This window comes from Paenibacillus sp. N3/727, assembly GCF_022637315.1.
Lineage (GTDB): Bacteria > Bacillota > Bacilli > Paenibacillales > Paenibacillaceae > Paenibacillus_AQ > Paenibacillus_AQ uliginis.
Genome location: NZ_CP093336.1, coordinates 2869352 through 2895438, shown reverse-complemented (window position 1 = coordinate 2895438; position 26087 = coordinate 2869352). Strand labels below are relative to the sequence as shown.

Sequence of the window (26087 nt, the reverse complement as noted above, 5' to 3'; positions counted from 1 at the left end):
ATTTTATTCGTAACGAATACCATTTGAGAGCTCCTGCAACACCTTCTTATCGAGTATATATATTGTGTCCCGTTCTCTTCCTATCACACCTTGCTCTGATAGCTTTAAAATGACACGATTTAAGTGCCTGGACGTTGTACCGATCAAATCTGCAATTTCTTGCGTGTTTGTGGTTCGAATTTCTTTTCCGAATTCATTCTCATCATGGAGCGTTGTCAGTAAGTAGCTTGCGAACCGATTTTCAACAGTGGCTAATAAATTGACTCGTGAGGCGGTAGTACATGTTTGAAGTTTATATGTTACGTGTGTGAGCAAAGACATCAAAAACTTCGGCTCATGGATGGCATGTTCGTATATGTATTTAAATGGAACTGCAATGCAAAGTGTGTTCTGAACAGCTTCAACTTGGGATTGTACAACGGTTTTTTGAATAAGCTCAATATCACCAATAACAGCAAAGGGCTCACAAAAGCGTAGCAGTAATATTTTTCCTGTCTGCACACTGGATGAAATTTTAACTCTGCCTTCAACAAGATACAAAAGAGCGTCCATCTCCTCTCCCTCTTTTAATACAAGCTCACCCGGGTCATAACGGCGAAGCTCAAAAGAAGTATCATCCGATAAACGAAATATTTGATCGATTTCAAATTGTTTGATTTTAGATTGTAAGAGTATAGGGTCATGAATCATTTTCATGAATAAGATTTCCTTTCGGGACATATGTCCTTTTCTTTGTTTAGGAAGGCGATTAAGATGGAATCAAAAACAGCAAGGATGTGCCAAATTGATATTTGTATTCGATTTAGACGGTACCATTTGTTTTCAGGGAAAGCCATTAAGTCCAGTTATTATCGATGCACTTGATAAACTGACACATCATGGGCATGAAATCATTTTTTCTTCAGCACGCCCTATTCGCGACCTGCTGCCTATCTTACCCGAGCATATGCATGCTTACCCGATGGTCGGTGGAAACGGTGCAATCGTTGCTAAAGAAAAGAATATCATTTCTACAGTCCATTTTGAAGAAGATGTTAGGGACCGTATCGTTTCAATGATCAATGACTATAATCTGAAATATTTGATCGATAGCGATTGGGACTACTCCTACACTGGGAGTGAAGATCACCCCATTAGGCGGAACGTTGACCCCCAGAAGCGGGCTAACCATGTATCCTTAGAATCCATTCGAAAAATGATAAAGATTGTGCTGTTTGACGTTTCTGATCATAGTTTAGTGCTAGAAGAACTATCGGTATTACCCGTAGTAATACATAAGCATGGAAATGAAGGTATCCTCGACATCAGCCCTCAGGGTATTGATAAGTGGAATGGATTAATGCGATTGGGTTTACAAGACCGATCGTATATTGCATTTGGAAATGATGCGAATGATATATCGATGTTTCAGCATGCCCACACTTCTATTATGATCGGCAGTTATAAAGAACTTGAAAGCTTTGCAACTGAACAAATACAAGCTGATGAAGAGCTCATCGCACAAAGATTGTCGGCCTTCTGTAAACAAACGGAATATCAAACTATTCTGTAGTACTTCCTCCTTGTTAATGAGAAAAAGCCATCGGAAATTGTTCCAATGGCTTTACTCATAACTATAAGTTTACATAATATATATTGTGTTAACATATAATTTCAATTAGGAAAATTACACCATAATGACGTTTATAAAGTCTATCTTCAAAGGTTTAAGCTATTCTCTTTTTCCTTCTTTAAGTTGATAAGTAAAGCAAAAATGTTTTTTTTATTTTGAGGGAGAGCAAAGGAGCAGAGATAAATATGTTGTTTATTGTTGTGAATTTTTCATATGATGAAATTATCATCTAATTGTTTATATAAGCTTTACTATTCAAATAAAAAAGCAAGTCAGAGGCTCGGTAAAACCGTTCCTTTGACTTGCTTTTGAGTTGCTCCAGAACCAATCGATCAGCCTTTTACAGCTCCTTCTGTCAAACCTTTCTCGATAAACTTCGAGATGAATAAGTAAATAATCAACACCGGAATAACAGTTAGAGCAACCGCTGTTGCCATTAGTCCAAAGTCCGTTCCATACTGTGAGCTGATCTCATTCAATAGAGCAACAATCGGACGAACGTTTTCTTTATTAACAAAGATCAACGCTGAGAACAGATCGTTATACGACCATAGGAAAACAAAAATACTGACTGACGCGAATGCCGGTCTGGTAATCGGAACGAACAGCTTTACGAACATCTGCCACCTGTTGCACCCGTCTATAAAGGCCGCTTCCTCTAACTCCTTAGGAATTGTTGCCATATAACCAGCTATAACCAAGATGGCAAAGGTCAAGTTACCAGCTGTTTGGGGAAAAATCAATCCCGAATACGTGTTCACCAGACTTGTTTTAATTAATATTTCATAAACGGGAACAACTGTTGCAAACGCAGGAATCAAAAGCGTAGCGTAGAGAATCGAATAAATCGTTCTCTTTCCTTTAAAATTAAATCTAGATAATACATACGCGGCTAATCCGCCAAACAGGAGCACCAATAATACGGCACTACCTGACATGATCAAACTGTTGATATAACTTCGACCGATATTAATACGTTCGAATGCATTCTCATAGTTAATCATCACCGGGTCAAAAGCAATTTTGAACGAATTATTCATTACATCTCTGGATGTCTTAAAGGAATTATTCACAATCCAGAACAACGGATATATTGTTGTCATGGCCCAGGCTGTCAAAACAACATACATAAAGGCGCTGCCTATGCTAAATTTCTTTGATTTAACTGGCCGTACAACATGTTGACTCTTAACGACTTGCTGCATAATAGTACACCCCTATAACAGCTTAGTATGTAATTTCCTCTCTTTTTAACAAACGGTTGGCAATCAAAGCAAGCAACACTCCAAATACAACCATATAAATAGCAACCGTTGAGCCGTAACCGAAGTTTTGATCCACCATTGCTTTTTTGTACATATAGGTTCCCAATACTTCAGTGCCATTTTGGCCTTTAGTAATAACCCAAATGAATTCAAAGACTTTCATTGTTCCGGTAATTGCCAGCGTAATAACAACTTTAATATCACTCATAATCAGAGGGATCGTAAGTTTGGTCGTTTTCTTAAACCCGGTAATTCCCTCAAGTTTAGCTGCTTCATAAAAATCAGCAGGAATCTTTGACATCGCCGTCAAGAACAATACAAAGTAAAAACCAACATAATGCCATACGGTAGGAATAGCTACCGCCTTGAGAGCATTGTTTTCATCGAGCCAAAGGATCTTTTCGATTCCGAAGTTAGCCAATACGTTGTTCAAAAGTCCAAAATTATAGTTATAGAACAGAACGAACAGCAAGGAAATGGCCGTACCGGAGATAACTACCGGAAAGAAAAATACGGTCCGGAAAAATCCCTTCAGTTTCGTAATATTATCAACCATAACGGCTAGCACTAAGGCTATACCAACTTGGAATACGATGACATAGAGCATGATTTCCAAAGTGTGTAGTGTTGCGGCTCCCAAAAGCTTATCTGTAAACAACCGTTCGTAGTTATCCCACCCAACAAACTTTTTATCAAAAAAGCCCGTTGTCCGGTAAAAGCTAAGATACAAACTTTTAAAGAATGGATAATACAAAAAGATAGTCATCAATAACGCTGTTGGTAACAAAAACATCAAAATATACTTGCGATCACCCTTCATATTTATCACCTTTGATGTTTATTTTTCTTCATTTTCTGTTTAAATGGTTGCGCCGCCCATTTAAATACAAGAGGGGCGGCGCAACCACATATAGGTAACCGTATTCGTTATGAAACCTATTTCTTATTGGCATCCTCGGTTTTCTTCGCTTCTTCGATTGCTTGTGTAGGTGTTTTCTCACCTGTAACAACCGGTTGTACGCTGGCACGAAGATTGGAGAACGTTTCTTGAGAAACTTTACTGTCTACCGGTGCGCTGATCGATGTCGCTTTTTGTGCCATTGCAAAGCCATCAAGAGCTACCTGAGGCAATCCTGTTACTTCAACTTCAGCTGCTGGTGTTCCACCATTCGCTGCAGCGATTTTTTGGATAGTTGCAGGAGATGTCAAATGCTTCAGCAATTCAACTGTCATTTCTTTTTTATCTGCATTGTCATATGCAGCTTTGGATACATAGAAACCAGTACCGAATCCGCCTACGATATCATTTCCGCTACCTGCTCCGCCTGGGATAGCCGGGAATGGAATAACGGTTGAGTTGTCTTTAACCGCATCACTCCAACCACCGATAGCCCATGAACCTTCAAGAACCATAGCAGCAAGACCTTCACTGTAGTAGTTGCCTGCCATACCTAAATCGATCGTAGCAGCATCCTTAGGGAATGCGCCCAAATCATAAAGCTCTTTCATTCCAGCATAAGCTTTTTCCCAATTTGGCTCGATTCCGTCAAGCAATCCTTTGTTTTGACCTTCCGGACCAGCAGCAGCCAGAATCGTATGTTCAATCAGGTAATGAGATTGATCGAATGGTGCTGAAATCGGAATAATACCTTTTGCTGAAAGAGTTTTAGCCGCAGTTTTCAGCTTCTCCCAGTCTGTTGGAAGTTCTAGACCGTTTTCTTCAAAGATCTTCTTGTTTACAAACAAACCTTCATAAAAACCAGTCAACGGAGCTGCATAGATGTTACCATCTTTTTGTCTGGCCAGCTCAAGAGCATTTGGAATAAAGCCATTTTTCCAATCCGGATTAGCATCCAGAATTTCATTCATCGGAACAACCTTGCCTGCGTTCACAAAACCTTCAGCATCCTTACCGATGAAGTAGAAGAGCAAGTCCGGCTCGTTGCCGCTGTTCATGTCTGTGTTAACTTTCGTTCTGAAACCGTCATCATTTGCTGACATAACGTCATTTTCAATTTTTACATTTGGATATTTCGCTGTGAACTCATCCAAAGCTCCTTGGAAAGCTTCACGTGCAGCATCCGTACCACCGAATGTCGAGAATACGCGAAGTGATACTTCTTTCGCTTTCTCCTCTTCTTTTGGAGTCTCAGCCGCTGGCTTAGGACTCTCTCCTTCAGCTGCAGGAGTTTTGGTTCCGCTGTTATTACCACAGGCAGCAAGGAACATGCTGAGTAATAACATTACGCTCATGAGCAGTAATGAAGACCTTTTCATTTCTAAATCCCCCTAAGTGTATTTTTGCAACAAGCAAGTATTTCTTGCTGTCTACCAAATTTTATGCCAACTATGCCTGTATTCAAAGGGGGATATTCCTCTAAATGAGGGGGAAAAATATAGCCTTGCAATTTTGGAATTCAAAAGTTATTATGTACTTTTTTACTTAATGTAGTTTCAAGGGAGTTCATTTTTGCTTTATCGGGATAAAGTATCAGGGGAGATATCTTTTTACTTTCTATCGAGAATTTTTCATATATTGAATTTTTAGAATTATAATAGCATAGATATTTTAATGTTGTTCTCTTTTGACACGACGCCGCTTGATTTGATGCAATATGGAAAAAAAAGCAGCTCTTAGATGAGCTGCTTTTCATAAAAAATTATATTCATAATGTAAATCGTAAAAAAGACACCCAGAGGGCGTCTTCAAGTTTTACTGGTATACACCCTTAGATTATTCTTTAGGATATCTGGGTACCTTTTGCCAAGTTCTTGATATCTTTCTTGGAGTTTACCAGTTGGGGCAGCGTCTTAATACTTCTGATCATTGGCGAGCTGCACTGATGGCATGTCGGTTGATGCTCAAAGGCAAAATCATCTCGAATCCAGCCATTACATCCTTCCTTTTCACATGTCCAAACCGCGGTCTCTTCTTGAGGAAGCTCTTCTAACGATTTTTTTCTGAAGTACATCTTGACCCCTCCTTAAAGTAAAAAACTGTCCTTAACATAAGGGTTAAGGACAGTTTTTCCGGTAATCAATTTACAGTTTTACAACGTTCTCAGCTTGTGGTCCACGGTTGCCTTGTACTACGTTGAACTCAACGCGTTGGCCTTCATCCAATGACTTGAAGCCGTCGCCTTGGATAGCTGAGAAGTGAACGAATACGTCATTACCGTTTTCAACTTCGATAAAACCAAAACCTTTTTCTGCGTTAAACCATTTCACTGTGCCTGTTTCCATAATATAAAAACCTCCAAAATTTTTTAACATGCGTTTCTGAAATTATAGGGTACAAAATAACAAATTCACATATTGAAAAAGTTGCCCAGCAGAAGTGACAACCTTTTCAATATGTGAATCACAAGGTTTTCTTATTTGCCATTTAACTAATGATACCACAAATGAAGTATTATAAGCAAGTCTTTTAACCTTAAATTCAAAATACCGTCCAATGGCGTAAATTATACATCTCCGGATGGTCATGTTAGTTTACATAATATATATGATGTACACTTAGAACGTGCATGCAATTTTCTTCCCAATACTGTCCAGCAACCTCTTCCCAACGCGCACGAATGGCATCATAATCCTCCTGTGAAAGTCTCCTACTGTCAGTGAGCAGTGACGCATTATGGCCCCAGCGATCCGTATTAGCGGTTCGACAATAGCCGTTGACACGCCCGGGACATTCATAACCCCGATAACCTCGTCTCGACGACCGGATAATCCAAACTAGCTGCATGACCGCATTTCATAAACAAAAAACCACCTTCGCATAATTCGAAGTCTTGAATAGACGTTTCCCAGCAGCCTGTGCCGGAGACTGTTAATACAATTAATACTTAACGCAATGAATTAATTTCACTTGAAAAATATTGCGATGGATTGCCACGTTCCGGGTCCACACGTTCTTCATAACGATTACCGGTATAGGCACCTATCGTCTTCCGCCAAAAAGCCTGAGCTGGCGTATTTGTACTGATCTGAGTTACCTTCCAGCGACCTCTTAAACGATCAAACAACTGGTGTGCGGCCCACGTCCCCAGGCCGCTTCGGCGATATTTTTTCATAACAAAAAACTCGCACAAGTAAAAATCCGCTTCGGCAGGATCATCCATACGATCAACCAGCGCAAAACCCACTGGTTTATTGTGGTAAGTAATCATGTACGGATAACAAGTTTCACGCTTGATCCAATAATCATCCAAGCCGGGATACGGAGCAAATCTTCCCTCGTCATTAACATCAATATCCAGAAACTGCGTAAAATCATAAAGGTAAAACTGCATTAAATGTTCGATCACAGCTTTCTGTTTTACGGGGACCAAGCTGATCCCCATAGCATTTACATTACCAGTGTGTATAGACATAGCTGCCTCCTTCAAAACCTTAATAAAGAACATATAGATGCTGAGGTTATGAATACGATAATTCATTATGATAAAATAGAGAGACTACGTGGTCCTCTTGGACATATCATGATTTAAGAGGTGAAAGAATGAACATACAAAAAGTCATCGACCGCACAAGGCTGGATGAAAAAGCCCCTTCCATGCCCTGGTACGTGCAGCAGTTTATCGATTATAAGCTGCCAGACCTATCACCATCCACCCTGCTGGAATATGTAAGGGATTACGAAACTTTTTTCAACTGGCTCCGTGCTGAAGGACTATCCGAAGCAGAGAACAATTCCAAGGTAACTCTCCTTGAGCTGGAGACCCTTCGGATGGAGAGCATTACAGGGTATCGGCTTTATTTAACGACAAGGAAGGAAGGCACAAATTCCCGGATTACCGTGTCACGCAAGCTCTCTTCCCTGCGATCCTTGTTTCACTATTTAAGCCAGATTGCTGAAGATGAGAATTATTACCCGCTTCTTAAGCGTAATATTATGGCCAAGGTAGAGAACAAGAGGATACACAAGCCAAAAGATACTGCCGCCAAGCTTAAAGGGAAAATACTGGAGGACGAAGAGCTGCTCGATTTTATCGGTTACATCCACGAAGGATATGCTGCAGACGTTGCGAACAATAAGCAGGCTCTTTACTCCCATGAGCTCAATAAAGAGCGTGACGCTTGTATTACCAGCCTGATTCTGAATTCCGGTCTCCGTGTATCTGAGGTCGTGAATTTAAATATCAGTGACATAGATCTTAATAACAAAATGCTCCATGTATTCCGTAAAGGTAATAACGACGAGACATTTAAAACGCCGGTTTATTTCCGTGCGCAAGCCAAAGATGATTTAGAACATTACTTGGCGTTGAGACAGTCAAGGTATAAAGTGCCGAAGAAAGAAAAGGCACTATTTATCGCCATCCGTAACGGCCAGAACGAGGGTCAACGGATGACCAAGCGTGCCATTCAGGCGATGATTATTAAATACGCCAAACGTTTTGGCAAGCCATCTCTCACGGTACATAAGCTGCGGCATTCTTTTGCTACAGACTATTATCTCCAGAACGATATTTACAAAACCAAAGAGCAGCTTGGACACGCTTCTACGGAGACAACGGAAGTATACGCTCATCTCACCGACAAAACGATGTCTGAAGCGATTGAGCGCCGGACAGAATCTTCTTAAAGATACCTATGACTTCATCTCATGCCACAGAAATGCGGCAATCTCATCCGTTTCGTTCCAAGTAAACACGGGAACCGGATTGCTCTTGTTATATTCAAGGAGCAGTTCGTGTTCCTTTTTCATATCGCGATGTACCACAAGCCCTTTCACCCCTCTAACACTTTCCAGCAATTCCTCATCTTCATGATCCCTAAGAAGAAGAAGCTTCGGGTACAGTTCCTGCTTGAACCCTTCCACCAAAATAACGTCATAGTCTTGGAACCGCTCCACCAACTGCTGCAGTGTTTCTCCCTCTTCAACAATAACAGCGGTTTGGTATGGTGAAGTAATAGCTACCGCATCAGCACCCGCTTCATGAAATGAATGGGTATCGGTTCCAGGATGATCCAAGTTAAATCCGTGAGTATCATGCTTTACGACAGCCGTTCGGCAGCCTTTTTCCTTCAACAGCGGGATCAGAGCTGTAATTAGAGTCGTTTTTCCACTGTTTTTGTACCCTGTTATTTGCCATACCTTCGCAGTCATGACAACCCTCCAGGTAGCAGCAGAACCTTCACCTTTTGTCCTGCGGGAGCGCCCTTCAATTCTGGAGGAATAACAATCAGGCAAGAACTGTCCTTAATCGTGATCATTACACTGGATTCATCCAATTGTGCCGGCTTGGCTATAACCCTTCCATCACTCACTTCCAGCATTCCTCTTACGTAACGGGTAAAATTGTTCACTTTATGATAATCAGACCCGAGTTCCGCGCTCCACTCTTTAAGATATAGTTCTTTCATGCCGAGCATTTGACGTAAAGTTGGTCTTACAAAGAGAAGAAAACCTACATAGCAAGCTCCGGGATTGCCGGACAAAGCAAACAACAGCTTACCGTCTTTAACAGCAGCCGTCGTAACACTGCCTGGTCTCATCGTCACCTTGTTAAACAGCAACTTCATCGTTCCAGAACGAACAAGGTCTCCCATAATATCATAATCCCCTACCGATACACCGCCTGTCGTGACCACGACATCGTAGCGTTCAAGCGCCTCCTCGACCTTTTGCCTAGCTAGCGTGATATCGTCAGGAATGGCATTCATAACGACCGGTTCTGCCCCTGCTTCACGTAATTGGGAAGCCAGCATGTAGGTGTTACTATTGCGAATTTTTCCGGGTTGAAGAGGTTCGTGAATATCAAGCAGCTCAGTACCTGTCGAAAAGATTCCGACCACCGGCCTCTTAGAAACCTCTACTTCATGAACACCGAAGGTTGCGAGCACCGAAATTTCTCCGGGGCCGATTAAGGTTCCTTTTTTTAAGATCAACTCTCCTACCTGAAGTTCAAGTCCAATGGGGGTTACGTTCTTACAGGCCTCAATAACCTTCTTGACTGCTACCCATTCAGTACCATCCACTATCCGGCTTTCTGTCATTTCAAGCATTACCACAGCATCCGCTCCTTCTGGAACCTGAGCGCCAGTCATGATCCGGGAAGCAGTGCCTGATGTGACGATTTGGTCTGATACCGAACCGCATGGAATATTGTCAATCACTTTTAACCATACAGCTTCACCATTGCTGCAGCAGTCGGTGTCGGAAGATAAAATAGCATATCCGTCCATCCCAGACCTGCGAAAAGCAGGAAAAGCATGAGGAGCAAAAATATCGGTCGCCAAAACACGGCCGTCGCCTTGCTCCAGCTTAACGGTTTCAGTAATCCCTTTTTTCACATACTCTTTAATGATCGATTGCGCATCCGGTACTTGTACCACTTTACGCTGGAATTTGCTGCGATCAAACTCTTGATGAGCATTGTTTATATTGTGGTTCATTAAATAAAGCCTCACTTTCCAATACGCTAGTAGTTCACATGAACAATATAATTAATGTCCTATAATCAGTTATAACTTCTATTGAATTCAATAGCAAACCCATGCAGCGTCAATCACGCCAAAAAAGACGTATGGCGTCTTTCCACCATACGTCTTTTTTTAGATATTAAAAAGTTTTAACTTCGGAGTAAACGGTATCCTTGTTACCTTCGTCCCCGTCTACCGATCCTTCCTGAGCCGGATCTTGTCTTCGGTTTCTTATATGATTTTTTCGGGGAGTCAAATAGTCCACCGTCACCCCCGCTTTCACCACGTTTAATGGTACCACGGCTCTGTTTATTGGATGGTTCTTTTTTGAAAATATTACCTTCCGAGCCAACAGTCCCTTGACCACGTCTTGAAATCTTTCCGCTGCGATCTACGGTTAGCGGAGGCGCAACCTTCTTGTCACTATCTGTAGGCTTACGATAGTTACCTTCCTTCGGTTTATAGACGTCCTTACTTGTGTATCCCCTGTACCCTCCACCAGATCTTCCAAGTGAATCAAACAAATCGCTGATCAGTACAGCTGTCAGATAGCCTTGAAGGAAATTGGAATCATAGTTGCGCTGAACATACTCTTTCGAGTCGATTTCAATTAGGGTATCTTCCGGTTTCTCTGGATCTTGCTGCAGATGATAATATTCATCCCCGTATACGAGAAACATCCGTTCATTGCTTTCCGGTGATATTTGATCCGGTTTATTCTCTTCAGATAAATCCGCAGCGACAACTGGCACACTTGTACCCGCTGCGCGATATACGTAGGAAGTTAAATTTCCGTCCCGGTTAACCGATTCCAGCGGATATGAAGCCTTAACGTCCGGCGGTGCTCCGCATCCGCTAAGCAGCGATACGAGGAAACTGAGCACCAGTATAATTTTGATTGATAATAAAGAGCGTCGTTTCATGTTACCACTCCTAAGTAGCCCGGATGACTTTTACATCCCCCGGAATCACTTTCTCTCCTTCATAGAGCATAAACCGCCCGTTCTGCCATTCAATCCGTACGAGCCTGTAATCGTCTGACTGATACTGCCATACATGCTGCTCTCCGCTTTGTGTGAAAGGCGTACGACCAGTGATCGCTACATGACCGCCATACTCTTCCTCCAGATGATACACGCCATCATCAAGTTCAATAATCGTAGGCACTTCATCTGGGGCGTCAAGCCTGCCGTCAATCGGTGTATATAAAGCATATTGCACGGTCTCCCGCTCTTCGATATGAAGATATGCGATGCTACTTCCGTCTTGAAGTGTTAATACAACCGCATTCCGACTGCGGTTATGAACACACCCTGTAACTTCATATGTGACGAGGGATACTTCGCAAATGTCGCCGGGAGAGAGCTGAAGCATGCTCTTTTCCACCTTTGGAGGCTCCGGTTTCGCAAATAAGTTACCAATTCTTTTCCATACACTCATTCTTCCAGTCTCCTATCGCAGATATGCATGATTAAAGGCAGGCCGTAATGATCAATGCTCCTACCACATGAAGTGTGCCTGCAAACAATCCATAACCGGTCTTACCCTCTTGCGTTCCTTTGTCCAAGTTAATACCGCCTAGCAGTCTAAGCATCTGTTCAGCCAGCGCTTCCAAAATCAGCAGGATAACAAAGGATACAATGGATACGACAATCGCTTCCAGCAAGTGAGCAGAAGTTCCAATTGATACGGACAAAATGTAGCCCTGAGCCACCAGCTTCATGATAAGCCGTGTCGTAACCGCCATGTTTCCGGCCTTTACTTCTTCCAGATCCTTATACTTTGTAAAAAGTGAGTCCACGAACATCAGCACAAAAAGTAGAAGCGCGCCAACACCGGTCCAGACCAGAATCCCCAAAATCATATCAAAATTCATTCTAAAGGCCTCCACATTCAACATACTGATCATGTAAAAGCGAAGGAGAATTCCGCATATTAAGCGCTATTCCCCTTCGCCTTTTCTAACTCTTTTTATAACCGTAAATATCAATCGATATTATTGATCTTTATTCTCATACTGCTTCATCAATGCAGCCAATTCGTCTTCTACGACCTTGTCCTTGCCAAGGCTTTCGAACTCTTCATCCAGCGACTTTTCCTTGCTGTTCAATTCGTTGCTTGCCTCAGCGCGTGCTTCCATCTGAAGCATTTTCTCCTCCATACGCTTCAGACCGGCAGATGCGGTATCGGAGCTGAAGCCGTTCATTGCTTTGTTGATTTCAGTCTGAGCTTTAGCCGCATTGTAACGAGCTACAAGGGTTTCGCGCTTATTCTTCATTGCTGTAAGCTGCTTACGCATTTCCTCAAGCTTACTGCGAAGGTTATCGGCAGCGAGTTTGTTCTGATCGTAACTAGCTTTATACTCGTCTCTCTTGGCTTCTGCTGCTTTCTTCTCCTCAAGCGCCCGGCGTGCAAGATCAATATTTTGCGCTTGTGCAGCCGTATGAGCTTGTTGCGAACGCTTTTCAACCAAAGCATTTTGTTCCTCGAACAGTGCTTTGAAACGTTTCTCAATGGCGATCTGAGAGGCTACCGCTTTTTCGGCATCCTCGAGATCTTCGGTCATATCCCGAATGTATTGGTCGGTCATTTTGATCGGATCTTCCGCCTTGTCGATCATGGCATTAATGTTGGACATCGTTACATCACGTAATCTTTTGAAAATGGACATGGTTTCGTGCCTCCCAATAACTTAAATGTTTTCTTATGCTCATTATTTACGTCACAACAGAAAGAACGTTTCAATTATTTCACAATAAATTTTTTCTGTTTACTAATTTTAAGTTTATTCGAAGTCAGCACGTATCTTTCCTGCCAAATAAGCCTCCAACATATTTTCGGTAGTCCGAACAATCACATCTATTTCATCGCTTTGCAAACCGTCAAAATGGATACCTATCACAACGGTCACCGTCCGCAGCAGATGCATGGCGATGTGACGGGCAAATCTCTCAGACAACAGATACTCTTTGTGACCGGGGACAGACGTGGTTTCAACATTTATTGTAACCGGATCATGACAAGTAAGATATGCTGTTGAAACTGCACCAATATGGGCATCGCCGCCCTTAATGATAATTAATGTATCACGCCCTATTTCTATTTCCTCTAAGGTTAAAGCTTCCTCAAACGATTTAGTCATATGCTCACATCCTTATTCCAACAGCAATGCTGGGATCTACACGATTCCTCGAACTTCATCCAAATGGGATATCTTCTCCGCCGCCATAAATGTCTCTAACTCACTGATCAGCCTAACACCAGCCCGAAGATCAGCAAAGCCGGCTGTACCGACCTGGACGGCTGCCGCTCCAGCCATTATAAACTCCATAATATCTTCACCTGAAGATATTCCGCCTACTCCAATGACCGGTATATTTACCGCATGTGAAACCTGATGAACCATACGGAGAGCAATCGGCTTGATCGCAGGTCCAGACAATCCGGCATAGCCGTGACGAAATACACTTTTTCTTGATCTGACATCGATCTTCATCGCAGATATGGTATTGATTAAAGAAACCGCGTCGGCTCCCTCCAACTCACACATATAAGCCATCTCTGTTAGCCGTTCTGCTCCTGGAGACAGCTTTACGATTAGTGGCATGGTTACCTCACGTCGAACGGCACGAACCACCTTCTGTGCCTCCTCTGTCTGGATACCGAACGCCATCCCGCCTTCTTTCACATTGGGACAGGAAATATTCAACTCAATCATGTCTACAGCTGATCGTCCCTGCTGTCGTCTATTGTTCTCATCCGATTGGATCAACCTGGCACCTTCGATATAATCCTCGAGACAACCGCCGCCCAAATTAGCAATACGAACGGTATCTAGCGTTTCCCAGTAAGGACACTCCTGTTCTAGAAATCCGCGAACTCCTGGATTTTCCAAACCGACACTGTTTAGCATACCAGAAGCCGTCTCCCATACACGGACTCCCGGATTCCCCTCTTTCGGTTGAAGAGTAAGACCTTTGCCGCAAATGCCGCCCAAGATATCAATCGGATAAAACTGTGAATATTCATGTCCAAAACCGAAGGTACCTGAAGCCATCATGACTGGATTTTTGAACGTAACACCTGCAATAACACAACTTAAATCAGTCATTAAAAACAACCTCCTCCACGGGGAATACAGGTCCATCCGTACACGCCTTCTTGCGCCCGTCCCTGCACTTCACACTACATACGAGACATGCCCCGATTCCGCAAGCCATCCGATTTTCCAAGGAAACGAACACATGATTATGTCTTCCGTGCACTCCATGCTTGTCCTGTACTGCCTTCAGCATCCCATGGGGACCGCACACAATCACCGTATCGTATTGATTAAAGTCAATACCATTCAGAATGGTACCCCCTACTTCAACATGCAGAGATCTGCTTACTTTAAGAAACACTTCGGTTAAATATGGTTGTTGGCTAAAGCCTAGAAACACGTCTGTATTTGGTGTGTTTTTTGCCATATAGAACAGTGGGGCCATTCCAATACCGCCGCCAACCAGAGCTACTGAACCGTTCACAGCAGGAAAGCCATTCCCAAACGGACCCTCGGTATGCAGCTCATCACCTGCTCGAAGCTCCTGGAAGCGTCTCGTTCCCTCGCCTACGACCTGATATAAAAAAGAAATACGATTGTCACTGACATCAAAAATACTTATCGGCCGCGAGAGAAGCGGATAGTTATCCCAGGCTCGCAGCATATAGAACTGTCCAGGCTTTCCTCCCTGATTGCTCTCAACCTCCAGCAGGCCGATCCCATCTGCTACCATCTTGTTAGATATCACTTTCCCCATCCTAAGACCTCCTGCACATTTCTAATCCCAATTACTTTGCATGGAAAATGTCCAGGCGTCAGTGATACATTTCACAATACTTTATTACAAAATCTTCTATCGATATACCTCAAAAAAGGCAGACCACATTTAGTACTAGTTTTTCTTGTGATATAGATGCACTTTACTCCGATATTTATACTTTCTTATCTCTAAAAAAAAGCCCCGGTTCATTGCACCGGGACTTTTGTTCATTCTTATTGAAATTAAACGTCACTTATAACCACGTTCGTATTGTTTAGGAACCTTTTGCCCACCATCCAGAGCCTTAGCTGCGTGAGATGCCCAATACGGATCGCGCAACATTCCTCTTCCGACGGCAACCAGATCTGCATGGCCTGACAATACAACGTCCTGTGCGACTTCATAATCATCCAACAGTCCGACTGCGATTACTGGTACCTGCAGAAGTCGTTTGAAATCCTTGGCCAGATCCACCTGATAAGCAGGCTCAGCTTTGGGGCCGCCATCTGAACCGATCGGGCCCTCGCCGCCAGATGTAATGTGAAAAATATCGACACCTGCATCTTTATACCGCTCACTTATCTTTGCGCAGTATTCTACGTCATATCCCCCGTCGACATATTCCTTAGCGGAAACACGCATCAGCAGGGGCATACCTTCAGGCAGCACTTCCTTAACAGCCTTAACTACCCGTTCGCCAAATAAAGCATGATCCTGTCCGTATTCATCATCACGTTGATTCGTAAGAGGAGAATGAAACTGATGAATAAGGTATCCATGTGCCCCATGAATTTCTATCGTATCAAAACCAGCTTCCACTGCCCGGCGTGCACCATCTTGATATGCTTGGATAAGCTCTTCAATTTCATTGCCTGAAAGGGCACGCGGCATTTTGTAGCGGGAACTGAAAGCGATTGCGGAAGGCGCCACAGACGGCTCCGCGTCCTGGGCTTTGCGTCCTGCATGACCGAGCTGAATACCGATTTTTGTGCCATACGAATGAACACTGTCTACAATTCTCCTGTAAGCCGGAATATGCTCATCGCTCCATAGACCCGTATCCTGATTGGAAATGCGGCCATCTGGATGGATGCCAGTCATTTCAACAATAATAAGACCAGTACCACCAACGGCACGGCTTACATAATGAACGTAATGCCAATCGTTTGGGGTTCCATCCTCTGCCTGAACGGAATATTGACACATCGGAGGCATCACTATTCGGTTCTTAAGCGTCAGGTTTTTAAAATTGTAAGGTGTAAATAAGTCAGCCAACGATCTCATTCCTTCCGTACTCATATGATATTACCCAATGGCTATTATACACCTTAACGTTACAAAACCAAAAAACGTTTATCATATTTGAATTAAGGATAAATTAGGATACAGACGGGCATACCAATAAAAAGAAAAAGGAGGCGTTGAATGATGTTAAACCACACCCGTATATTGGGTTTGATATTAATCACACTGATGCTCCCTCGTATGGAGTCTTCAGCAGCTGTTAACGCCGTTATGCGGTATACAGACTCCTTTTTAAAGAGCCCTATCCATTCTTCCGTAATATCTGACGCTGTTCAACAGGAAGATACAAAACGGAAAGAGCGAAGTTCATCCTCATCTCTTTCCCTTAGCCAATTAATGAAAAAATATCCGAATACCTTCCGGACCAGTGGCCCGCGAGTAAAGCAAGTCGCCCTAACCTTTGACGATGTTCCAGATCCCCGCTTCACTCCTCGGGTTCTGGATGTGCTCAAAAAGGAGGGTGTAAAGGCTACTTTTTTTGCTGTTGGCACCAGATCAAAAAAACACCCGCAAATCGTAGCCCGTATTCGGCGGGAAGGACATGCCATAGGTAACCATTCATACAATCATCCGCAGTTCAACAAGCTCACCCTCGATCAATTCCGAGACCAAATTGAGCGCACCAACCGAATTTTAAAGTCGATCACAGGAATAAAGCCTCGTCTCATCCGCCCTCCCTATGGAGAAATCAACGAAGAACAGCTCCGTTGGGCTCGGAAGAACAATTATAAGATTGTGAATTGGAACGTGGACTCGCTGGATTGGAAAGGCTTGAACAAGGATGAAGTAAGACATAATATATTATCAGCTGTGGGACCTGGTGCGATCATTCTTCAACATGCTGGCGGTGGAGTGGGTTCTGATCTGACAGGGAGTATTGAAGCACTGCCTGAGGTGATAGCAGAATTGAAGAAAAAAGGCTATTCATTCGTTACCCTGCCTGAGATGCTAGGTGTTTCCGAAGGTATACAATAAAATTGACGTATCGCAAAGACCGCACTTAGCTGCAGTTTTTCTTGCGATACTTTCTTATCTCTAAAAAAAGACGGCGGTTAAAGCTGAACGCTCAGCCCACCGCCGTTTTTCCTATACCTTGTAATTATTATTTAATAAAATATAATTTCACATTTTGAATACCAAATTGACTAACTGATTTTTGAGAACCTGGAATAAAAATATCTACTCGATTCCCTTTGATTGCTCCGCCAATATCTCTAGCCACTGCCACAAACGCCTCATTAGGCAGTCCTGGATGAGAATGTCCGGTGACGAGCACCTTCGTGCCGAGCGGAATAACTTTCGGATCCACAGCGATGGTCCCCAGTTTCAGAGAATTGCCGAAATAGTCCACAGCTCCCCAATTTCCATTCTCGCTTGCGGCAGATGAATAGGCTGTCGCTTTCATCGTTGCCGTTTTACTGTAGTCAAACGTTTTGCCCCAAGCGTTTACCACTTTGCTGTTGGCATTTACATTCAAATTTGGAACCATAATATTTGCTGCTGGAACACTTGCTGCTTTAACAGTTGATGCTTTAACAGTTGATGCCGTTGGAATTTTAATATTCAGGCCTGCATAAATGTTCGTTGCCTTTATATTAGGATTTGCCTGCATAAGCTTATTTAAATTTACGCTATACCGTTTGGCTAGGAAGTAATATGTGTCCCCTTCTTTTGCAACATGATTAGTTGCTGCTTCTGCAGGAACGGTTGGTACTCCGAACGTTAATCCCAAAGCTAATGCTGCTGCAGTCAATAGTCTCGCGAATTTGCCTTTCTTTCCGGTTTCATTCCGTTCGTTTTTCTTATGCCACCATTTCATAGTCTGTATCATTCTGGATGCCTCCCTTGTTTAACGATTACGAATATATCACAAGTTTGTAACCTTTTCTTTATGAAAATGCTGGAATAAAACAAAAAAAGCAGCTCTGGAAGGCCAATATAGGCACCAGAACCGCTGTTATGAGCATTGATCCGAATTTAAAAAAGATTACAAAACCTTGCTTAAAAACTCTTGGGTTCGCGAATGCTGCGGGTTGCTAAAGATCTGCTCGGGTGTTCCTTCCTCAACAATTTTCCCGCCATCCATGAACAAGATACGATCGCCAACCTCGCGGGCAAACCCCATTTCGTGGGTCACGATAACCATCGTCATCCCGCCAACAGCCAGCTTCTTCATAACTTCTAGCACCTCACCAACCATTTCCGGATCGAGAGCCGAAGTGGGTTCGTCAAAAAGCATCACGTGAGGCTGCATCGCTAAAGCACGTGCTATCGCAATACGCTGCTTTTGACCGCCGGATAATTGAGAAGGATAGGCATCCTTCTTCTCCAGTAGGCCAACCGATTTCAGAAGCTCCTCCGCAATCTTCTCCGCTTCTTGAGATGAAATCCCCTTTACCTGCACCGGAGCGAGTGTAATGTTGCTCAGAACACTCTTATGAGGAAATAGATTAAACTGCTGGAATACCATGCCCATTTTTTGACGGGTGGTATTGATATTATGGTTCTTCTCGGTGATCTTCTCACCTTCGAAAGATATTTCGCCGCTGGTCGGCTGTTCCAGTAGATTCAAGCAGCGCAGAAACGTACTTTTACCGGAGCCACTCGGTCCAATAACAACAACAACCTCGCCCTTGGCGATTTCCACGTCGATTCCTTTCAGAATATCCAACTTGCCAAATGATTTATGAAGATCCTTAACGGTTATCACTAGCGCTCAACTTCCTCTCCAAGACACCCAGAAGCTTCGAAAGAACGAATGTCATAATAAAGTAAATCACTGCAGCAACGAGCAATGGATTCAGTGCCGCGTATGTGCTGCCGCGCAAAATTTGCGCCTGATACATAATGTCCATGACCCCGATCATCGAAACGATGGATGATTCTTTGATAATAACGATAAACTCGTTGCCAATCGCAGGCAGTACCCCTTTTAAGGCTTGTGGCAAAACAATATGGCGCATGGCTTTCTTCTTGGTCATCCCGAGCGAACGTGCCGCTTCCAGCTGGCCTCGGTCAACTCCTTGAATCCCTGCACGGAAAATTTCAGCCAAGTAAGCAGCGCTGTTCAGAGACAAAGTCAGAATACCGGATTGAATCGGTGTAAATTTAATATCGAATGCAGCCAAGCTGTAATGGATAAGAAACAATTGCACAAGCATTGGTGTGCCCCGCATAATTTCGATATAGGCAGTTGCGATAAATTTTAAGATTGAAGCACCTGACATCCGCATTAGTGCGATGACCAAGCCTAGTAAAAAACCGAATATAACGCCTAGTGCTGAAATCAGCAGTGTATACTGTACACCTTTTGCGTAATAGTCCCGATATTTCCAGAAAAATTCAAACGTATTAAGTTCTTCTTTTTCACTTCGACCAGCCGCAAGGTCACCTGCTTCATCGACGAATTTTTGAATTTGGTCGTCCTTTATAAGACGCTCCAATGTGGCATTAATGCTATTTAGGAGCTCCTCATTCCCCTTTTTGACACCAACAGCATATTCATCATTCTCGTTTGTCGGCTTGGCATCCGTAATAACCATCGTTTCTTCGTTCATGTTAACTTTGGCGATTGGGTAATCGGCAATGACCACATCGACCCGTTCCGTTTCCAACTGAAGCATCAGATCCGGTATTTTATCTAATGAAACTACGTTCGCATTCGGAATACTCTTGGCAATCCGCTCCTGAATGGACGATTTCTGGACACCAAAACGCGCACCTTCCAAACTTTCAACTGTGTTATACTTGGATTCTTCACCCTTACGAACGATAATAGCCTGTTCTACTTTATAATACGGGATGGAGAAATCAATGCTCTTTCTGCGTTCTTCTGTTGCATTCATACCCGAGATAACAAAATCAACCCGTCCGCTCGTCAACTCAGGTAGCAATGCATCAAAAGAAGCATCCTTGATAACAAGCTCAGCGCCCATATCCTTGGCGATTTCCTTGGCAATCTCAATATCGAATCCGACGATGGTGTCCACACCATCAATCGTCTTGTGGAATTCATACGGCATATAGTCAGCACTAGTACCGAGAATGACCGTCTTCTTCTCTGCTTCCGCACCGGCAATACTGCCGAAGGACAGTAGTACAACCATGCAGAGAAGCATCCAAGTCGTTATTTTTTTTCTCATGACCCTTGAATCTCCCCTTATCTACATTCAATCTATTGTTAGCGATTGAGTCATTATAAAACAGGATGCATGATTATGCAATGCTCTTTCATTCATTTTCAATATATTGACTTTCTTCAACCGGCTCTCCAGCCCTCATGTTATAAGACATTGGTCAATTTATAACGGAGAGGTGTCCATTCCAATGAACCTGAAACCATTCTTCGATGAGACAATTAAAACACCTAGCATAAGATAATAAACAGATATCAATTTATCCTTTATTTTACATAAATAACCCTATTCTTTATATCCAAAACGCTTTTAATTACATTTACCTGTCTGAAACCCCGAGAACTACAGTTGCATTTTTATGTGAGTTCTATGCATTTCCGAAATTGGCCAAACTTACGACAATCACTTCATCTGTATGGGGGAAGTATACCCGAACCTTATCCTGCTCAACCGAACCGGCAACACGTTCGGTTTTTTAGTGGACTGAACACCAGCGATAGTGTGGGCTTCATAACCTCTTCCCGTGATATGACCCATACAAAAAAAGGCAGGCCGATAAAAATCGACTGCCTTTTTGCTGTGTATTAACTTTAACATTAACTTGCTGCTGTAAAATAGCAGCATCATTAATCTATAATCTTGCTATAGATATCCATATACTGCTGGGCTGACACTTGCCAGCTGTAATCACCGGACAACGCGTTCTTGGTCACCTGTCTCCAATGCTCCGGCTGACTATAAAACGAAATGGCGCGTTTGATCGTGTTCATCGTGTCATGAGCATTATAATTGGCAAAGGTAAAACCGTTGCCCTCACGGGTGACCTCGTTATAGGAATGAACCGTATCATTCAGCCCCCCCGTCTCCCTTACGATCGGAATGCTGCCATAGCGAAGAGCAATTAATTGACTAATCCCGCAAGGTTCGAACTTAGATGGCATCAGGAATAGATCACTGGCTGCATACAGTCGGCGTGACAGCGGCTCATTAAACCGGATTTGGGCCGACATCTTATTCGGGTAACGGATGGCGGCTTCACGGAACCAATGCTCATACGAAGGATCTCCTGTCCCGAGAAGTACAAACTGAATATCGGTATAATAGAGCAGTTCATCCAGTATTCGTATAACGAGATCCAATCCTTTAGAGTCGACGAGACGCGTGACCATCGCCATCATTGGCACTTGCGGAGCAACAGGCAAATTCAGTTCCTGCTGGAGCTCCGTTTTATTTTGCATCTTTTTGCTCAGGTTACTGCGGTATTTGACAGCAATATGTTGGTCACTCGACGGATTATAGCTTTTCGTATCAATACCGTTCACAATTCCGCTTAAACGATCGCCCTGTGATGCCAGAAGGCCATCCAACCCATAACCGTAATATGCAGTCTGGATTTCCCGGGCGTACGTCGGACTAACCGTTGTAACATGATCAGCGTACACGATTCCGGCTTTTAGGAAGTTTACATTGTCATAGTATTCAACACCCTCAGAGGTAAAGTACCTGCTGTGGATCCCAAGTACGTCAACAAGAACATCGTAAGGAAATACTCCTTGGTACAAAAGATTATGAATCGTAAATACGGTGCGAATCCCGCTGTAAAATGGCTCATGGCGATAGTTTCCTTCTAGAAGAAGCGGAATCATTCCTGTATGCCAATCATGGCAATGAATGACGTCCGGCTGAAAATCAATCAGCGGTAATATGTCCAATACAGCTCGATTCAGAAACGAAAATCGTTCCCCATCGTCCATATAACCATAAATTCCATCCCTGCCAAAATAGTACTCATTATCGATAAAATAAACGGTTACCCCATCTGCAACCAATTTCTCTACCCCGCAGTACTGCTGTCTCCAGCCGATCTCGACTCGGGTCTCGCCAATATGCTCCATACGTTTACGGAAGTCTTCAGGAATGCTTTTGTACTTCGGCAGCACCACCCGAATGTCTGCTCCCGCACGCTGCAGTGCTTTGGGCAACGCGCCGATGACATCAGCCAATCCGCCTGTTTTGATAAAAGGAACACATTCTGCGGCTGCGAATAACAATTTCATTCTTCACTCTTCCCCCTTTTACTTCTTTTCGTTGGCATCTCTGCTAGTTGTTCCGTAATGCTTTCTGTTGTATCAACAACTGACATTTCGCCCGCGTCAACAGATAGTAAACGTTCTGACTTGATATTTTTACGTAAACGCAGCGGTTTCTTTTTTAGGACAACCATACTTAACGGAGGTACGATGATTTCCAGACTCTGAAGCTGGTCATGCCATGTCTTCTTTACCGTTTTCAACTCATCTCTGTTGGCCCTGCCTTCTCCACCGAATTCCATCAGATCAGAATTAAAGATCTCCTCGTACTGTCCCGGTCTCGGCATTCCAATCCGGTATCGTTCATGATGCTGGAGTTGAAAATTGATAACTACGATGAGTGTGTCTCCTGGTTTTTTCCCAATACGCATATAAGATGCTACGCTCTGGCTCTCATCATGGGCACAGATCCACTGAAAGCCTTCCATGCTGTGATCGATTTCCCACAGTGCTTTTTGTTCGGCATACATCCGGTTAAGGGCTGCTGTATATGCAAGTATTTTATGGTGAGCTTCATAATCCAACAACAGCCAATCCAGTTGCTCCTGATCCTTCCACTCGATGAACTGACCGAACTCTCCACCCATAAACAGAAGCTTTTTTCCCGGCTGCGTCATCAGATACCCAAGTAGTACGCGTAAACCGGCGAATTTTTGTTCATAGCTGCCTGGCATTTTACTCAGTAATGATTTCTTTCCATGCACGACTTCATCGTGGGATAAAGGAAGTGTGAAATTTTCAGAATAAGCATAGCAAATCGGGAATGTTAACAGATTATGTTTTGAAGGACGTGCCTCAAAGTCTTCTTTTATGTAAGAAAGTGTGTCATTCATCCAGCCCATGTTCCACTTGTAGTTAAAGCCAAGTCCTCCGGTGTGCACCGAAGCTGTTACTCCCGGCCATGCACTTGATTCTTCCGCCATCATCAAAGCGTTTGGATAATAATCGAATACCGTTTTGTTTAAATCTTGAAGAAAAGATATGGCTTCCAGATTCTCTAGCCCGCCTTGCTCATTAAGGCTGTATTGGTTTTCTTTTTTTTCAAAATCAAGCCGGATCATGCTCGTTACCGCATCTACCCGCAATCCGTCGATATGATACATCTCCATCCAAAAGATGGCGTTAGAGATCAGGAATGAAGTAACCTCCGGTTTGGAATAATCGAAAGACAGTGTTCCCCAACCCGGCTTTTCAGCCTTTTGCAGATCGCTATATTCATACAGCGGTGTGCCATCAAACTGCCTGAGACCGTGCGCATCTTTGGCAAAATGAGCAGGCACCCAATCGAGCAAAACGCCGATGCCGGACTGATGAAGCCGATCCACTAAATACATGAAATCATGAGGTGAGCCATATCGGCTGGTCAAGGCAAAAAAACCCGTTCCTTGATAGCCCCACGACAAATCATAAGGATGCTCAGCAAGCGGCATGAATTCCACATGGGTATAACTCATCTTCAGCAAATATGGAATAAGGATATCCGCCATTTCCCTGTATTTGTAAAAGGTGCCGTCTTCCTTTTGGCGCCACGTGCCAAAATGCATTTCGTAAATGTTTATTGGTTTCTGATACGGAGCTTTAGATTTTCGTTTCCAAGCACCATCATTCCAGCGGTAGCCGGACAAATCCGTTACTACAGAAGCGGTTGCCGGTCTAACCTCCGCATGAAAAGCATACGGATCTGCCTTCAGGAAGGTTTCTCCATAAGGTCCTGTGATGTGGTATTTGTAAAAAGTTCCAGCCGTTATCCCCGGGAAAAACCGACTCCAAACGCCGGATTCGGGTATCTTAAATAATGAATCTTTTGAGCCGTCCCAACCGTTCCAGTCCCCAGCCAGACCAACATGTCTCGCGTTAGGGGCCCACACGGTGAAACGCACTCCTTCCTCACCGTCCTCCTTGGCGGGATGAGCTCCCATGAACCGGTAGCTGTGATATAAGTTCCCTTCATGAAACAAGTATAAATTTTCCGGACTTATGTTTCCTTCCCAAAACTGTTGACCTGTCATAATTATCACCTTCTTTAAGTATACAATAAAAGGCTATTACCCCATTCTAACCATCTTGAAAATAAAAAATGATGTTTGAAAAATAAAAATGTAATTTTCAAAATAACATTTCAATATAATCGTTTCAGACCCCGCAATAACCGTTTATGAAAGTACTACGCTGAAAAATATTGGGAGGGAAACGTAATGAAGAGAAAAGAATGTATCGCTATGCTGCTGGCGGGAGGAGAAGGTAAAAGATTGGCTCCTTTAACGTCTAAGCTGGCTAAACCCGCCGTTCCATTTGGCGGTCATTACCGTATTATCGATTTTCCTCTCAGCAATTGTGCTAATTCAGGAATCGATACTGTAGGTGTACTTACACAGTATGAAGCAGAATCACTTCATGAGCACATTGGTGAAGGAGATCCTTGGGGACTTACCCATTCCGATGACAACGGCATTGCCCTACTTCCTTCATACAATACCAGTCAAAGTGAATATCTAGGTACGGCAGATGCCATTTTCAAAAACATGGAGTACATTGATCGCCAAAATCCGGAGCATGTGCTCGTTTTATCTGGTGACCATATATATCATATGAATTATAGGGAAATGTTGAATGCTCACATCCATCAAGGTGCAGCGGCTACCATTTCCGTAATGGAAGTTCCTTGGGAGGAAGCAAGCCGCTTCGGTGTAATGAATGTGGATGATAAGCTGAAAATTACCGAGTTTGCGGAGAAGCCTGAACATCCTAAAAGCAATCTGGCATCAATGGGAATATACTTATTCCGCTGGAATTATCTGAAACAGCACTTGATGGAGGATGCCGATGACCCGAACTCGAGTCATGACTTCGGGAAAGACGTCATCCCTAAAATGCTGTCAGGCAACGACTTCCTGCATGCCTTCCGTTTTCAGGGATACTGGCGTGATGTAGGTACGGTGGAAAGCCTTTGGGAAGCACATATGGATGTATTGAATCAAACAGACCTAATACTGGAACAACAGGATTGGCCGATGTACACCCGTTCTTGGCGGACAAAGCTGGCCGCACGTCGCATGCGTTCCATTGATAACAGTGACAGCCTCATCCATGATACTTGTACTTTCGAAGGCAGAGCAAAACGCTCTGTTATATTCTGTGGAGCAGAAATCGGCAAGCTTTCTTCAGTCAAAGACAGTGTAGTGATGCCGAATGTCAAAATCGGCAAGGGTGCACATGTTGAGCATGCCATTATAGGCGAAGGGGCGATCATCAAGGACGGAGCCATTGTTAAAGGGGCTCCAGGCAAGGTGGAAGTGGTTGGCCCTTATGAAACTGTTATGCCGAAGACTACAGTACGTACACAACCATCTCGCTTGCTGCAGGATGTTTATGAAAAAGGCCGACTGCGTGCTAATGTTTCCTCATCTTGATTCTTTTCAAAAAAGCGATCCGACATCTGCGGATCGCTT

General features: G+C 43.4%; 26 protein-coding genes. 4 read left to right on the top strand and 22 right to left on the bottom strand.

Going from position 1 to position 26087, the window contains the following annotated elements; genetic code table 11:
* Positions 1-3: 3 nt before the first annotated feature.
* Entirely contained in the window at positions 4-696 is a 693-nt protein-coding gene (locus MNQ98_RS13200) for a Crp/Fnr family transcriptional regulator (RefSeq protein ID WP_241933572.1), read from the bottom strand.
* Between the two features lie 88 nt (positions 697-784).
* Here MNQ98_RS13200 and MNQ98_RS13195 point away from each other — a divergent pair, with 88 nt between their 5' ends.
* Positions 785-1552: an HAD-IIB family hydrolase gene (locus MNQ98_RS13195; protein ID WP_241933571.1), complete on the top strand. Its 768-nt coding sequence runs from the start codon at positions 785-787 to the stop codon at positions 1550-1552.
* 392 nt (positions 1553-1944) lie between these two features.
* Here the strand turns inward: MNQ98_RS13195 and MNQ98_RS13190 are convergent, their stop codons facing one another.
* From MNQ98_RS13190 to MNQ98_RS13165, 6 genes are all read right to left on the bottom strand, one after another.
* Entirely contained in the window at positions 1945-2817 is an 873-nt protein-coding gene (locus tag MNQ98_RS13190) for a carbohydrate ABC transporter permease (RefSeq protein ID WP_241933570.1), read from the bottom strand.
* A gap of 22 nt (positions 2818-2839) precedes the next feature.
* A complete protein-coding gene (locus tag MNQ98_RS13185; RefSeq protein ID WP_208914188.1) occupies positions 2840-3697 on the bottom strand; it encodes a carbohydrate ABC transporter permease in 858 nt (285 codons plus the stop codon).
* Between the two features lie 116 nt (positions 3698-3813).
* On the bottom strand, positions 3814-5154 hold the full coding sequence (locus MNQ98_RS13180) for an ABC transporter substrate-binding protein (protein ID WP_241933569.1): 1341 nt from the start codon (positions 5152-5154) through the stop codon (positions 3814-3816).
* 464 nt (positions 5155-5618) lie between these two features.
* Positions 5619-5849, bottom strand: a complete 231-nt coding sequence (locus tag MNQ98_RS13175; protein ID WP_241933568.1) for a cold-shock protein — start codon at positions 5847-5849, stop codon at positions 5619-5621.
* 70 nt (positions 5850-5919) lie between these two features.
* Complete coding sequence (locus MNQ98_RS13170; protein ID WP_054957841.1) at positions 5920-6120, bottom strand: cold-shock protein; 201 nt, start codon at positions 6118-6120, stop codon at positions 5920-5922.
* A 602-nt stretch (positions 6121-6722) separates the two neighbouring features.
* The gene (locus MNQ98_RS13165) at positions 6723-7250 is read right to left on the bottom strand and encodes a GNAT family N-acetyltransferase (RefSeq protein ID WP_241933567.1); all 528 of its coding nucleotides are present in this window, start codon (positions 7248-7250) and stop codon (positions 6723-6725) included.
* Positions 7251-7378: 128 nt separating this feature from the next.
* On the opposite strand from MNQ98_RS13165, the gene xerS reads away from it, so the two are divergent.
* Positions 7379-8464 (top strand): tyrosine recombinase XerS, encoded by a 1086-nt coding sequence (gene xerS / locus MNQ98_RS13160; protein ID WP_241933566.1) that lies wholly within the window; start codon positions 7379-7381, stop codon positions 8462-8464.
* 6 nt (positions 8465-8470) lie between these two features.
* Here xerS and mobB read toward each other — a convergent pair whose 3' ends face one another.
* From mobB to MNQ98_RS13110, 10 genes are all read right to left on the bottom strand, one after another.
* Positions 8471-8989 carry a molybdopterin-guanine dinucleotide biosynthesis protein B gene (gene mobB, locus MNQ98_RS13155; RefSeq protein ID WP_241933565.1) on the bottom strand — a complete coding sequence of 173 codons (519 nt, stop codon included), beginning with the start codon at positions 8987-8989 and terminating at the stop codon, positions 8471-8473.
* Positions 8986-10278, bottom strand: a complete 1293-nt coding sequence (locus tag MNQ98_RS13150; RefSeq protein WP_241933564.1) for a molybdopterin molybdotransferase MoeA — start codon at positions 10276-10278, stop codon at positions 8986-8988. The genes mobB and MNQ98_RS13150 overlap by 4 nt, the downstream gene beginning before the upstream one ends.
* 203 nt (positions 10279-10481) lie before the next feature.
* A complete protein-coding gene (locus tag MNQ98_RS13145; RefSeq protein ID WP_241933563.1) occupies positions 10482-11228 on the bottom strand; it encodes a DUF4247 domain-containing protein in 747 nt (248 codons plus the stop codon).
* A gap of 10 nt (positions 11229-11238) precedes the next feature.
* Positions 11239-11745, bottom strand: a complete 507-nt coding sequence (locus MNQ98_RS13140) for a DUF4178 domain-containing protein (RefSeq protein WP_241933562.1) — start codon at positions 11743-11745, stop codon at positions 11239-11241.
* Positions 11746-11776: 31 nt separating this feature from the next.
* Positions 11777-12181, bottom strand: coding sequence for a DUF350 domain-containing protein (locus MNQ98_RS13135; protein ID WP_208914197.1), 405 nt, complete (start codon positions 12179-12181; stop codon positions 11777-11779).
* 120 nt (positions 12182-12301) lie between these two features.
* Positions 12302-12976 (bottom strand): PspA/IM30 family protein, encoded by a 675-nt coding sequence (locus MNQ98_RS13130; protein WP_208914198.1) that lies wholly within the window; start codon positions 12974-12976, stop codon positions 12302-12304.
* 114 nt (positions 12977-13090) lie between these two features.
* The gene (gene lpdD / locus MNQ98_RS13125) at positions 13091-13447 is read right to left on the bottom strand and encodes a prenylated flavin chaperone LpdD (RefSeq protein ID WP_241933561.1); all 357 of its coding nucleotides are present in this window, start codon (positions 13445-13447) and stop codon (positions 13091-13093) included.
* 36 nt (positions 13448-13483) lie between these two features.
* On the bottom strand, positions 13484-14416 hold the full coding sequence (locus MNQ98_RS13120) for a dihydroorotate dehydrogenase (RefSeq protein WP_241933560.1): 933 nt from the start codon (positions 14414-14416) through the stop codon (positions 13484-13486).
* Positions 14409-15104: a dihydroorotate dehydrogenase electron transfer subunit gene (locus tag MNQ98_RS13115; RefSeq protein WP_241933559.1), complete on the bottom strand. Its 696-nt coding sequence runs from the start codon at positions 15102-15104 to the stop codon at positions 14409-14411. Before MNQ98_RS13115 ends, MNQ98_RS13120 begins: the two co-directional genes overlap by 8 nt.
* Positions 15105-15356: 252 nt before the next feature.
* Positions 15357-16382 (bottom strand): NADH:flavin oxidoreductase/NADH oxidase, encoded by a 1026-nt coding sequence (locus tag MNQ98_RS13110; protein ID WP_241933918.1) that lies wholly within the window; start codon positions 16380-16382, stop codon positions 15357-15359.
* A 150-nt stretch (positions 16383-16532) separates the two neighbouring features.
* Here MNQ98_RS13110 and MNQ98_RS13105 point away from each other — a divergent pair, with 150 nt between their 5' ends.
* A complete protein-coding gene (locus tag MNQ98_RS13105; RefSeq protein WP_241933558.1) occupies positions 16533-17387 on the top strand; it encodes a polysaccharide deacetylase family protein in 855 nt (284 codons plus the stop codon).
* Between the two features lie 127 nt (positions 17388-17514).
* Here MNQ98_RS13105 and MNQ98_RS13100 read toward each other — a convergent pair whose 3' ends face one another.
* The 5 genes from MNQ98_RS13100 to glgB all read right to left on the bottom strand — a co-directional run bounded on the left by MNQ98_RS13100 (position 17515) and on the right by glgB (position 24647).
* On the bottom strand, positions 17515-18243 hold the full coding sequence (locus MNQ98_RS13100; RefSeq protein WP_241933557.1) for a 3D domain-containing protein: 729 nt from the start codon (positions 18241-18243) through the stop codon (positions 17515-17517).
* Between the two features lie 156 nt (positions 18244-18399).
* Positions 18400-19122 carry an amino acid ABC transporter ATP-binding protein gene (locus tag MNQ98_RS13095; RefSeq protein ID WP_241933556.1) on the bottom strand — a complete coding sequence of 241 codons (723 nt, stop codon included), beginning with the start codon at positions 19120-19122 and terminating at the stop codon, positions 18400-18402.
* Positions 19109-20554, bottom strand: coding sequence for an ABC transporter substrate-binding protein/permease (locus MNQ98_RS13090; RefSeq protein WP_241933555.1), 1446 nt, complete (start codon positions 20552-20554; stop codon positions 19109-19111). Before MNQ98_RS13090 ends, MNQ98_RS13095 begins: the two co-directional genes overlap by 14 nt.
* Before the next feature lie 620 nt (positions 20555-21174).
* Positions 21175-22605: a glycogen synthase GlgA gene (glgA, locus tag MNQ98_RS13085; RefSeq protein ID WP_241933554.1), complete on the bottom strand. Its 1431-nt coding sequence runs from the start codon at positions 22603-22605 to the stop codon at positions 21175-21177.
* Positions 22602-24647, bottom strand: coding sequence for a 1,4-alpha-glucan branching protein GlgB (gene glgB, locus MNQ98_RS13080; protein ID WP_241933553.1), 2046 nt, complete (start codon positions 24645-24647; stop codon positions 22602-22604). Before glgB ends, glgA begins: the two co-directional genes overlap by 4 nt.
* A gap of 186 nt (positions 24648-24833) precedes the next feature.
* Here glgB and MNQ98_RS13075 point away from each other — a divergent pair, with 186 nt between their 5' ends.
* Complete coding sequence (locus MNQ98_RS13075) at positions 24834-26048, top strand: glucose-1-phosphate adenylyltransferase (protein WP_241933552.1); 1215 nt, start codon at positions 24834-24836, stop codon at positions 26046-26048.
* Positions 26049-26087: the final 39 nt, after the last annotated feature.

Excerpts from the sequence above, each read along its gene's own strand:
- MNQ98_RS13200 (WP_241933572.1), bottom strand. The coding sequence starts at position 696 with ATGAAAATGATTCATGACCCTATACTCTTACAATCTAAAATCAAACAA.
- MNQ98_RS13190 (WP_241933570.1), bottom strand. The coding sequence starts at position 2,817 with ATGCAGCAAGTCGTTAAGAGTCAACATGTTGTACGGCCAGTTAAATCA.
- MNQ98_RS13185 (WP_208914188.1), bottom strand. The coding sequence starts at position 3,697 with ATGAAGGGTGATCGCAAGTATATTTTGATGTTTTTGTTACCAACAGCG.
- MNQ98_RS13180 (WP_241933569.1), bottom strand. The coding sequence starts at position 5,154 with ATGAAAAGGTCTTCATTACTGCTCATGAGCGTAATGTTATTACTCAGC.
- MNQ98_RS13175 (WP_241933568.1), bottom strand. The coding sequence starts at position 5,849 with ATGTACTTCAGAAAAAAATCGTTAGAAGAGCTTCCTCAAGAAGAGACC.
- MNQ98_RS13170 (WP_054957841.1), bottom strand. The coding sequence starts at position 6,120 with ATGGAAACAGGCACAGTGAAATGGTTTAACGCAGAAAAAGGTTTTGGT.
- MNQ98_RS13165 (WP_241933567.1), bottom strand. The coding sequence starts at position 7,250 with ATGTCTATACACACTGGTAATGTAAATGCTATGGGGATCAGCTTGGTC.
- xerS (WP_241933566.1), top strand. The coding sequence starts at position 7,379 with ATGAACATACAAAAAGTCATCGACCGCACAAGGCTGGATGAAAAAGCC.
- mobB (WP_241933565.1), bottom strand. The coding sequence starts at position 8,989 with ATGACTGCGAAGGTATGGCAAATAACAGGGTACAAAAACAGTGGAAAA.
- MNQ98_RS13150 (WP_241933564.1), bottom strand. The coding sequence starts at position 10,278 with ATGAACCACAATATAAACAATGCTCATCAAGAGTTTGATCGCAGCAAA.
- MNQ98_RS13145 (WP_241933563.1), bottom strand. The coding sequence starts at position 11,228 with ATGAAACGACGCTCTTTATTATCAATCAAAATTATACTGGTGCTCAGT.
- MNQ98_RS13140 (WP_241933562.1), bottom strand. The coding sequence starts at position 11,745 with ATGAGTGTATGGAAAAGAATTGGTAACTTATTTGCGAAACCGGAGCCT.
- MNQ98_RS13135 (WP_208914197.1), bottom strand. The coding sequence starts at position 12,181 with ATGAATTTTGATATGATTTTGGGGATTCTGGTCTGGACCGGTGTTGGC.
- MNQ98_RS13130 (WP_208914198.1), bottom strand. The coding sequence starts at position 12,976 with ATGTCCATTTTCAAAAGATTACGTGATGTAACGATGTCCAACATTAAT.
- lpdD (WP_241933561.1), bottom strand. The coding sequence starts at position 13,447 with ATGACTAAATCGTTTGAGGAAGCTTTAACCTTAGAGGAAATAGAAATA.
- MNQ98_RS13120 (WP_241933560.1), bottom strand. The coding sequence starts at position 14,416 with ATGACTGATTTAAGTTGTGTTATTGCAGGTGTTACGTTCAAAAATCCA.
- MNQ98_RS13115 (WP_241933559.1), bottom strand. The coding sequence starts at position 15,104 with ATGGGGAAAGTGATATCTAACAAGATGGTAGCAGATGGGATCGGCCTG.
- MNQ98_RS13105 (WP_241933558.1), top strand. The coding sequence starts at position 16,533 with ATGATGTTAAACCACACCCGTATATTGGGTTTGATATTAATCACACTG.
- MNQ98_RS13100 (WP_241933557.1), bottom strand. The coding sequence starts at position 18,243 with ATGATACAGACTATGAAATGGTGGCATAAGAAAAACGAACGGAATGAA.
- MNQ98_RS13090 (WP_241933555.1), bottom strand. The coding sequence starts at position 20,554 with ATGAGAAAAAAAATAACGACTTGGATGCTTCTCTGCATGGTTGTACTA.
- glgA (WP_241933554.1), bottom strand. The coding sequence starts at position 22,605 with ATGAAATTGTTATTCGCAGCCGCAGAATGTGTTCCTTTTATCAAAACA.
- glgB (WP_241933553.1), bottom strand. The coding sequence starts at position 24,647 with ATGACAGGTCAACAGTTTTGGGAAGGAAACATAAGTCCGGAAAATTTA.
- MNQ98_RS13075 (WP_241933552.1), top strand. The coding sequence starts at position 24,834 with ATGAAGAGAAAAGAATGTATCGCTATGCTGCTGGCGGGAGGAGAAGGT.